Source organism: Stenotrophomonas maltophilia (assembly GCF_004920835.1).
Classification (GTDB): domain Bacteria; phylum Pseudomonadota; class Gammaproteobacteria; order Xanthomonadales; family Xanthomonadaceae; genus Stenotrophomonas; species Stenotrophomonas maltophilia_AQ.
Genome location: NZ_QFHO01000054.1, coordinates 1 through 9484 on the forward strand (window position 1 = coordinate 1; position 9484 = coordinate 9484).

The following is a 9484-nucleotide window of genomic DNA, read 5'->3' on the forward strand; positions in this document are numbered from 1 at the left end:
GGAGGGGGTCGTCGGCAGCGTCAGATGGGTATAAGGGACAGGCATGGAGGAGGACTCAGCGGGGCGCGGCCGGCGTGGCCGCAGCGAGGGAGGTGGGGTGGCGCTTGCGCCATTGCTTGAGCACGGCGGTGCGCAGTGACAGCAGCAGCAACCAGCACAGGAAGCCGATCGCCAGCCAGCCGCTGAGGGTGAACACGTCGTTGAAGCCGCGCACGTTGGCTTCGCGGCGCGTGGTCTGCGCCAGCTGCGCGCTGCCCTGCGCACTGCGCAGCACCGGGTCGGTGATCTGTGCGCTGTACAGCTGTTGCTGGATGCGCAGGCGCTGCGCCACCACCGGGTCGGCCGGGTCGAGTTGGCTGGTCAACGCGCTGGAGTACAGCTGCTCGCGGTGCAGCTGGAAGGTGCCCAGCACCGCTGAACCGGCCAAGCCGCCCAGGGTCTGGGTGATCGACAGCGTCACCAGGAAGGTGATCATGTGATCCACACCCTGCTTCAGCGCAGCGGAAATGCCGAGCATGATCAGCGGACCCATGAACATGCCAGCGCCCACCGAAGCCAGGAACTGGCTGACGTAGAAATCGTGCGGCCGATCCATGCTGGTGCGGTGCTGATCGAAGAAGGCGGCAGCGCCCAGCAGCAGGATCGCCATCAGCAGCTGGGCGATCAGCCGCTTCGGGCCGAAGGTCAGCGATGCACCGGCGATGCCTGTGACCACGCCCGCGAGGATCACCACGAACAGCGGGCGCATCTGGTCCGGGCCCATGCCCAGCGTGCGCATCAGGTTGACCACGCCATAGGACTGTTCGGTGGTCAGGAAGCGGATCAGGAACGCGCCGACGATGAAGTGCAGCACCGGCAACTTCGATAACCAGCGGATCTGCAGCAGCGGATTGCGCCGGTAATGTTCGATGATGAAGGCGGTGGTGGACAGCGCGATCGAGGCGACCAGCGCCCAGCCCAGCCACGGTGTGTTGAGCCACCAGCGGGTGTAGCCCTGCGCCAGCACGATCACCAGCAGGGCGACGGCGGGGGCGAGCAGGGCGAAGGTGAGGAAGTCCAGCGGCTCGAAGGCCTTCACCTGGATGCCGGGCGGCAGCTTCAGCACCACAACTGCCGCGAACGCGCACAGGGCGAGCCCGGCTTCGAACGAGTACAGCTGGTGCCACTGGCCGGTATCGACCAGGCCTGGCGAGACGATCCAGGCAATCGGCACCGCCAGCTGCGACAGGCCCACGCCAACCACCAGCAGGTTGCCGGTGAAGCGGCGCGGCAGCGCCTGCAGCATGTACAGCGTGCCCAGTGTCGAACAGGCAGCGCCGGCGAAGCCACTGGCAGCACGGGTCAGCATCGTGGTCTCGAAGCTGCCGACGAACAGATGCAGGACGGCCAGGGCTGCGTACAGGCCCAGCCCGATCTCGGCGAACAGGCGGATGCCGTACTGCTGGCGGAACTTGAAGGCCAGCAGGTTGGCCGTGACGTTGACCATTGCATAGGCAGCCACCAGCCAGCTGCCCTGGGTCGGGGTCAGTGCCAGCTGGCCCTGCAGGAATGGCAGGTTGGCGGTGACCAGCGCATTGCCGAGGCCACCGGTGATCGCCACCAGCAGCGACACCAGTGCATAGGCCACACGTCGATACGGTGGGTGCCAGGGCATTGAAGCCGAGCCCGGCATGGTCGGCTTCTCGTGCTCCTCCCAATCCGGAACCGGCTTCAGATACGGCTGGACCATCAGCGGGCCTCGCTGGTTGCTCCCTGGAGACCCCCGCGCAGCAGCTGCAGGGCACGCCCGGCCAGGTCGGCGCGCTCGTCGCGGGTCTTGCCGCGCAGGGCTGCGCCCAGCATGCCCGAGATCAGTGAAATGTCCGTCTTCTCCAGGTCGGCACGGCACAGGCCGGCGGCCTTGGCGCGGGCGATCGGTGCTTCCAGCAGATCGCGCACGGTCTCGCGCGCGGTGCGCATGGCTGGCACATCCGAATCGACTGCACGCCAGTAATCGGCCAGTGCCGGCGAATCGATGATGCGCTGGGCCATACCCTCGAACACTTCGAACAGGGCATCGTCGCGGTCGCCGAGCTGTTCGACCTGGCGCCGGATGCGGTCGACCGTACGCTGCAGCAGCGCCTGGATCAGCGCGGTTCGGTCGGGGAAGTTGCGGTACAGGGTGGCGCGGCCCACCTGGGCGCGTTCGACCACCAGGTCCAGCGGGGCGGTGACACCGTGTTGGCCGAACACATGATCGGCGGCGTCGAGGATGAGGGCACGGCGGGCAGCAGCATCGGCACGTTGGGCAGTCATGGAATTATTTTCGGACAAAAATGTCCGATTGGCGAGACTTTGAGTGACGGGATTGTCCGCTTGTTGTGGTACGCACATCTTTGTGACGGGTGCGTGATGGAGTCGGCCGAAACAAAACCGGGGGCCCGAAGGCCCCCGTGGGATGGCGTGGGGTCAGAGCCCCTTCCTTCGGAAAGGGATCGGACCCCGCCGTGCGCGATCAGAAGAACGCGCGGATGCCGAATGCGACGCCACGGCCCGGCAGCGGCGAGTAGTCGCGCAGCAGCGAGGTATGCGGGCGCACTTCGCGGTTGGTCAGGTTGCTGCCATCCAGGAACACCTCGTAGCTGTTGCTGGCGTTGCGATCCCAGCGGTAGGCCAGGTGCGCGTCGACCAGGGTGTAGCCGTCGCTCGGTGCTTCGTTCTGGGCGACATCCTTCTGGCGGCTGTAGCGCATCGCACCGACCGAGGCGCGCCAGCCGTCCTTCGACCAGCGCAGGTCGGCGCCGACGCGGGCCGGGGCGATGCGTGGCAGGTAGCCGGTGTTGGCCAGCTCCACGCTGTAGTTGTGGTTGTGGTCGCCATGCGGCACGGCAATGTCGAGGTTGCGGCTGCCGCTGCCATCCAGCTTGGCCTTCACGTAGTCGCCGAACACGCGCAGATCCCAGTCCCCAGCGCCGCCCTCGAACAGGTGCACCAGCGCCTCGGCTTCGGCACCGCGGAACACCGCGTCCTGCTGGGTCCACGCACGAACCGGCAGCCCCTCGGTAACGCCGGTGTCGGCCAGGTAGATGAAGTCCTTGAACTTCGTCTGGTAGACCGAGGCGGAGAAGTCCAGGCGTTCACTGTGGGTGTGGATGCCCAGTTCCACGCGCTGGCCGCGCTCGGTCTTCAGGTTGGCGTCGCCGATTTCCAGCGAGCGGGTGGCAATGTGCGCGCCGGCGGCATACAGCTCTTCGTTGGTCGGTGCACGCTCGGAGCTGTCCACGCCGATGCGCAGGTCAACGGCATCGTTGAGCTTCCAGATGCCGGCGGCAGACAGGTTGGTGGCGCCGAAGGTGCGGCGGCGATAGTCACCGGTCGGGTCCAGCTTGACCTGGTCGTGGCGGCCGCCCAGTTCCAGCTTGAACGGGCCGAACTGCTTTTCCTGCAGCACGAACAGGCCGATGTTCTTCGTGCCGGTATCCGGAACGAACGCCTCTTCGCCCTTGGCACCGAAATCACTGTTGCCGAACTGCAGGCCGAAGGCGCCGTCCCAGCCGCCGATCTGCTGCTGCACGGCTTCCAGGCGCGCCTCGATGCCGCGGTTGGTGAAGCGGGTGGACGGCGTGCCGGCCTCCAGCTCCACGTGCTCGTAGTCGGTGTAGGCCACGCGTGCATTGATGTTCTTCAGGAACGAGACCGGGTTGTAGATGCCGGCCTTGGTCTCGAAGCGGTTCTGCACCATGTCGATGCGCACGTCATGCTCGTCGCCGCCTTCCTCTTCATCGCCATGGTCGTGACCGTGGTCATGGCCATGATCATCACCATCGGCGTGCACGTGCGCGCCGTTGGGAATGCCGTAATTGGTGCGGTAGGTGCTGGCCGACGCACCGAAGTAGCCGCCTTCGCCCAGCCACGTTGCGCCGACGCCACCGGCGCGGGTACGGATCGAGCTGTTGTCGAGGCGGCCGCGACGCGGCTCTTCGCCTTCCTCGCCCGCGTGGTCATGGTCGTGATCGTGATGGTCTTCAAGGCTGTCGATCACTGCATAGCCGGGAATGCGGTAGTCGTCGCCATTGCGCACCAGGCCGTCCACATGCAGCACGACATTGCCGCTGACGCCATCGAGGCGGAACATGCCGCTGCGCTCGTTGTTCACCGAATTGCCGCGCAGTTCGGCGCGGCCGCTGAGCGGGCGCTCCGGCAGCTCGCGCGCGATACGGCCATCCACCACATTGACCGCACCACCGATGGCGCCGCTGCCGAACAGCAGCGTGGCCGGGCCCTTCAGTACTTCGATCTGGTCGGCCAGGAACGGCTCGATGCTGGTGGCATGGTCGGCACTGACGGTGGAGGCATCCATGTTGCCCATGCCATTGGACAGCACGGCCACGCGCGGGCCTTCCTGGCCACGGATGATCGGGCGGCCGACGCCAGGGCCGAAGAAGGTGCTCTGCACGCCGGGCAGCTTGGCTACGGTATCGCCGAGGGTGCCGGCCTTCTGCTCGTCCAGTCGTTCACCGGCCAGCACATCGACCGGGCGCGCCAGCGATTCGGCATCGCCCTGCAGCGGCGAGGCAGTCACCTGCACCGACGACAGTTCGGTCAGGTGGCGGTCACGATGAGCGCTGTCATCGCCGGCGGCAAAGGCAACCGAAGGCAGCAGGGCGGCGAGGGCCAGAGCGAGGGAATGCGGCTTCAACCGCGGGGTGTGGGCGGGCATGGAACGGGTCCTTTGTTACAGTGTATCAATCGCTGGGCGCACGTATCCCGTCGGCGGGACAGGGGGAGGGAAACCGTGCGGGTCGGGAACGGATGTTATATTATTCCATAACGATTCGCCGACCCTGCTGGAAGTCATGTCCCTGTCCTCACGCCTGCGCCACCTGCTTGACCGTTTCGGCGCCACCGGTTCGATGCTGTGCGCGGTGCACTGCGCAGTGATCCCCGTGCTTCTGGCCGCAGCGCCTTCGTTGGGTCTGTCGTTCTGGCTGAGCGACGGCGTGGAACAGGCGCTGGTGGTGTTCGTGACCCTGCTGGGGCTGTTCAGTCTGGTCTGGGGTTATCGCCGGCATGGCGCGCTGCGTGCGCTGGGCTTCCTGATCCCTGGCCTGGTCGCGTTGTGGGCTGGCGTGCTGTACGACCCGCTGCACCACAGCGCGGTGCCGCATGCGGTGGTGATGACCATCGGCGGCCTGCTGGTCGGCGTCGCGCACCTGGTCAACCTGCGCCTCAACCACGGCCACGTGCACGACGCCAGCTGCGCGCACTAGGCGCTCCGTGATAGGCTCTCCGATCGTGCGCGGGGGCGCCCAGCAAGGCGGCCCCGCCGAACCCGTGTCAGTACGGGGTAACCAGATTTCACATTTGAGGAGTTGAAGACATGGGTAAGGGTGACCGCAAGACCGCCAAGGGCAAGCGCTACAACGCCAGCTACGGCAACGCCCGTTCGCACACCGCGAGCAAGGTCGCCGTAGGCGCCGCCGCCCCGGTTGCCAAGAAGACCGTGGCCAAGGCTCCGGCGAAGAAGGCTGTGGCGAAGAAGGCCGTCGCCAAGGCCTGATCCGGCCGGTCGACTGCTTCGAAGAAAAACGCGGCGCTTGGCGCCGCGTTTTTTTATGCCCGTCGTTCCGGTTGCTGCGTTCGCCGGGCATGGCCCGGCGCTACCCATTGCTGGCACGGTAGCGCCGGGCCATGCCCGGCGGATGACGCTCGATCAGCGCAGCGTCTTCTTCAGCGTTTCCGCATTGCCGTCGTTCGGCGCCGCCGGTACCTGCAGCAGGTGGGCCAGCAGCGGGTAGACGTCGATATTGTCGAAGCCGTCGATCACCAGGCCCTGGCGGAACGACGGGCCGCTGGCCACGAACACTGCACGCATCGACGGCAGGGCATTGTCATAGCCGTGCGAGCCACGATCCTGATGGTCGCGCTTGGCGATCTTCTCCTGATGCAGGGCATCCCAGCCTTCATCCATCACGCAGACGATGGCGGGAATGCGCGGGTGAGTGCCGTAGTGCAGGCGCGCCGGCAGGTTCTCTTTCTTCCAGCACTCGTACCGGTCGTGACGACCGAGCAGGGCGCGCTCGGCGGCGGCTTCGTGACCGGCCAACGGCGCAAAACCCACCGACTGGCCCTGGCTGACATTGCGCGCGATGGCCGGGTCGACCATTGATTCGGTGGAGATCACCTGGCCGACCGGGACGCTGGCCATGCCATGGTCGGAGACCACGATGACGTTGGTGGTCGCGGCCAGGCCTCGTTGCAGCAGGCCGTCGAGTACCTGCCCGATGATCTGGTCGGCGCGCACGATGGCGTCGGCGTACTGCTTCGATTCGGGGCCGTGATTGTGGCCGGCCTTGTCCACGTGCTCCATGTACAGCGTGGTCAGGCGCGGTGCGTCGGCATCGGTCTGTGCAAGCCAGTCCAGCACGGTGCCCGCGCGTTGTTCCAGCGGTTCCTTGCCGTCGTACACGCGCCACTGGCTCGGGCGCACGCCACGGATTTCCGATTCGCTGCCCGGCCACGAGGTGGTGGCCGAACGTACGCCGGCGTTTTCGGCGCCGACCCAGATCGGTTCACCGCCCCACCAGCCGCTGGTGGTGACCGCCTCACGGTTGCTCAGCTCGAACCTGCCCAGCGTTGCATCGTCCATGCTGTTGTTGACGATGCCGTGGTGGTCCGGGCGCAGGCCGGTGACGATGGTGTAGTGGTTGGGGAAGGTCAGCGACGGATAGGACGGGGTCATCCAGCGAGCACGCACACCGCCATCGATCAGTCGCTGCAGGTTCGGGGTCAGGCCGCGGTCCAGCGCATCGGCGCGCAGGCCGTCGATGGAGATCAGCAGCAGCTTCGGCGGCACAGCCGCAGCGACGGAAGTGGAAGCGGAGGCGGAGGCGGAGGCGGAAGGGGCGGGCGCGGTGGTGGTGCAGGCGGCCAATGGCAGCAGCAGCGCCAGCGCGCAGGTCAGGCGTACGGAAGTCATCCGCCCATGATAAGCCGGTGCAATGACGCGCCCAAGACACGGCGCGCTATCGCGCGCCGTGTCCGCGCATTTTTCCTTGTCCCCGCGCCTGTCTGCGCGCCGTCCTCAACAAGAAGGGGCTTTTCCTCAGACATGTTCCTGATGCTTCCATCCACGCATGGCGTGGATCTGTCGTGTCGACCAAGGTCGACACCTACCCACAGCCGCGGGAATCTGTCGAAGGTGGGGCGGTATGGGGAGGCAGGACCGTTGGCGCCATGGATGGCGCCATCGAGCCCCCATGGACGGGTTTACGGCGTGTCCTGCCCACCCATACCGCCCCGCCCAACGCGTAGAAAATCGGAGCTGTATTGGCTATTGACCTTGCCCTTGCCTCTGCGGGTGCCGGGCGCAGCCCTGCCAGCCCTCTCAGGCGAACAGTGGAGCCTGGCGTTGTTCCAGTCGCAGCAGTGCGGCCTTGGTTTCCAGTCCGCCACCGAAGCCGGTCAGCGCGCCGTTGCTGCCTATCACACGATGGCAGGGCAGGATGATCGGCAGCGGGTTGCGTCCATTGGCGGCGCCGACGGCACGGGTCGCGCTGGGCTGCCCCAGATGCTGCGCCAACTGCAGGTAGCTCCAGGTCTGGCCGAACGGGATCAGCGCCAGCGCCTGCCACACGCGCAGCTGGAACGGCGTACCGCGTGGCGCCAGTTCAAGGTCGAAGCTGCTGCGTTCGCCGTGCAGGAACTGCAGCAGCTGCTCGCGTGCTTCCGGTAGCGCATCCGGCGCGTAGTGCCAGTCGTCGCGGCCGCGTGCCGGGTGACGGTTTTCCGGGAACAGCACGTGCGACAGACCACGCTCGTCACCGGCGATGGTCAGCACGCCGATCGGGCTGTCGAAACGGTCGAACAACAGGGTCATGTCGGTTCTCCAACGAATGTGCCGGACAGGTGCCAAAGATGCAGCACGGCATAGGCGCGCCAAGGGCGCCACGGTTGCGAGCGTGCTTCGGTGGCACGTTCGCTCAGGCGCTGGCCCTGCGCATGGCCGAGCACCTGCTGCAGTACGAGGTCGCCGGCGGGGAAGGCATCGGGCTGGCCGAGCCCGCGCAGGGCGATGTACTGCGCAGTCCACGGTCCGATGCCAGGCAGTGCCACACAGCGGGAAACGAACTCTTCCAGCGCCTGGCCCGGGCCGAAGTCGAGCGCGCCACTGGCACAGGCGGCGGCAAGCGCACGTACGGTGGCGGCGCGGCTGCGTGGCAGGCCGATCGATTCCAGCGGCGCTTCGGCCAGAAGCTCGGGGGCCGGGAACTGGCGATCGAATTCCGGCGGCATGCCCGGCAGGTGCGCGCCATAGGCATCCACCAGCCGCCGCGCGAAGGTAGTGGCCGCAGCCACGCTGACCTGTTGGCCGAGCACTGCGCGCACGCCTACTTCGAAACCATCCCAGCCGCCGGGCACGCGCAGCCCGGGGCGTTCGGCAATGCCGCGCGCCAGCAGCGGCTCTTCGCCGAGCGCGGTGTGTACCTGCTGCAGGTCGGCGTCCAGATCGAACACGCGACGTACGCGGCGCACGATGTCCGGGATCAGTCGCGGATCGACCGCGCCCAGCTGCAGCCGCAGTTCCGGGCGTTTCGGGTCGGCGGTGACGCGCAGCAGGGTGGGGCGCTCCGGTGTGCCGAGCACGCGCTGGTAGTTGTCTTCGCCGATCAGCTCGATGCCGGGCAGGCTGCGCTTGCGCAGGAAAGCCAGCATGCGCGGGAAATCCAGTGGTGGCCGGTATGCCAGACGCAGCACCAGGCAGCCATCGTCGGTGGCCAGCGGCTGGTGCTGGCGACGCAGTGCGGTCGGCGCCATGCCGCAGCCTTGCAGGAACGCGGTATTGAAACGGCGCAGGCTGTTGTAGCCGGCGGCCAGTGCGACATCGGTCACCGGAAGCGTGGTTTCGGTCAGCAGCTGCTTGGCCAGCAGCAGTCGATGGGTGGCGTGGATCTGCCCTGGCGTTGCGCCCAGATGTTCGACGAACAGGCGCTGCAGCTGGCGCGCGCTGAGTCCGATCTTCTCTGCGAGGTCGGCTACTGGCTGTTCCTGCAGGAAGCCGCCATGGATCAGGGCCAGTGCGCGCTGCACGGTCTGCCCGGCCAATGCCTGCTGCGCCTGCGGTGCCAGCTCGGGGCGACAGCGCAGGCACGGGCGGTAACCGGCTGCCGCAGCAGCGGCCGCCGTCGGGTAGTAGGTGATGTTGCGCGGCTTCGGTGGCGGTGCCGGGCACACAGGGCGGCAATAGATGCCGGTGCTGCGCACGGCGGTGAAGAACACGCCGTCGAAGCGTGCGTCGCGGGCCAGGCGGGCGCGGTCGCAGGCGGCGGTGTCGAGGGCGAGGGCGGTGTCCATGGCGCCAGTCTAGGCGCGTGCGGGCGGGGATACTCGCCGGATTCGGACATGGATGCTGGAGGGGGGTTCTGGCAGGGCCGCGCCCTGCACCCGCCGAGGCCAGAGCAACAGCAACAGCAGGCTTCCTGCAGGCTGTCTCTTATACACATCT

General features: G+C 67.1%; 8 protein-coding genes. 2 read left to right on the plus strand and 6 right to left on the minus strand.

The window, feature by feature from the left end:
* Window positions 1-55: 55 nt before the first annotated feature.
* The 3 genes from DI041_RS20885 to DI041_RS20895 all read right to left on the minus strand — a co-directional run bounded on the left by DI041_RS20885 (window position 56) and on the right by DI041_RS20895 (window position 4699).
* Complete coding sequence (locus DI041_RS20885; RefSeq protein ID WP_136640073.1) at window positions 56-1729, minus strand: MFS transporter; 1674 nt, start codon at window positions 1727-1729, stop codon at window positions 56-58.
* Window positions 1729-2295: a TetR/AcrR family transcriptional regulator gene (locus tag DI041_RS20890; RefSeq protein WP_136640072.1), complete on the minus strand. Its 567-nt coding sequence runs from the start codon at window positions 2293-2295 to the stop codon at window positions 1729-1731. The genes DI041_RS20885 and DI041_RS20890 overlap by 1 nt, the downstream gene beginning before the upstream one ends.
* Before the next feature lie 199 nt (window positions 2296-2494).
* Window positions 2495-4699: a TonB-dependent receptor gene (locus DI041_RS20895; protein WP_136640071.1), complete on the minus strand. Its 2205-nt coding sequence runs from the start codon at window positions 4697-4699 to the stop codon at window positions 2495-2497.
* A gap of 136 nt (window positions 4700-4835) precedes the next feature.
* Here DI041_RS20895 and DI041_RS20900 point away from each other — a divergent pair, with 136 nt between their 5' ends.
* Window positions 4836-5249: a MerC domain-containing protein gene (locus tag DI041_RS20900; protein ID WP_136640070.1), complete on the plus strand. Its 414-nt coding sequence runs from the start codon at window positions 4836-4838 to the stop codon at window positions 5247-5249.
* Window positions 5250-5359: 110 nt separating this feature from the next.
* Window positions 5360-5539 carry a 30S ribosomal protein THX gene (locus DI041_RS20905; protein ID WP_004150462.1) on the plus strand — a complete coding sequence of 60 codons (180 nt, stop codon included), beginning with the start codon at window positions 5360-5362 and terminating at the stop codon, window positions 5537-5539.
* Between the two features lie 153 nt (window positions 5540-5692).
* Here DI041_RS20905 and DI041_RS20910 read toward each other — a convergent pair whose 3' ends face one another.
* The 3 genes from DI041_RS20910 to DI041_RS20920 all read right to left on the minus strand — a co-directional run bounded on the left by DI041_RS20910 (window position 5693) and on the right by DI041_RS20920 (window position 9333).
* Complete coding sequence (locus tag DI041_RS20910) at window positions 5693-6958, minus strand: alkaline phosphatase family protein (RefSeq protein WP_136640069.1); 1266 nt, start codon at window positions 6956-6958, stop codon at window positions 5693-5695.
* Between the two features lie 408 nt (window positions 6959-7366).
* Window positions 7367-7858 (minus strand): methylated-DNA--[protein]-cysteine S-methyltransferase, encoded by a 492-nt coding sequence (locus tag DI041_RS20915; RefSeq protein WP_012510484.1) that lies wholly within the window; start codon window positions 7856-7858, stop codon window positions 7367-7369.
* Window positions 7855-9333, minus strand: coding sequence for a DNA-3-methyladenine glycosylase 2 (locus DI041_RS20920; protein ID WP_136640096.1), 1479 nt, complete (start codon window positions 9331-9333; stop codon window positions 7855-7857). Before DI041_RS20920 ends, DI041_RS20915 begins: the two co-directional genes overlap by 4 nt.
* Window positions 9334-9484: the final 151 nt, after the last annotated feature.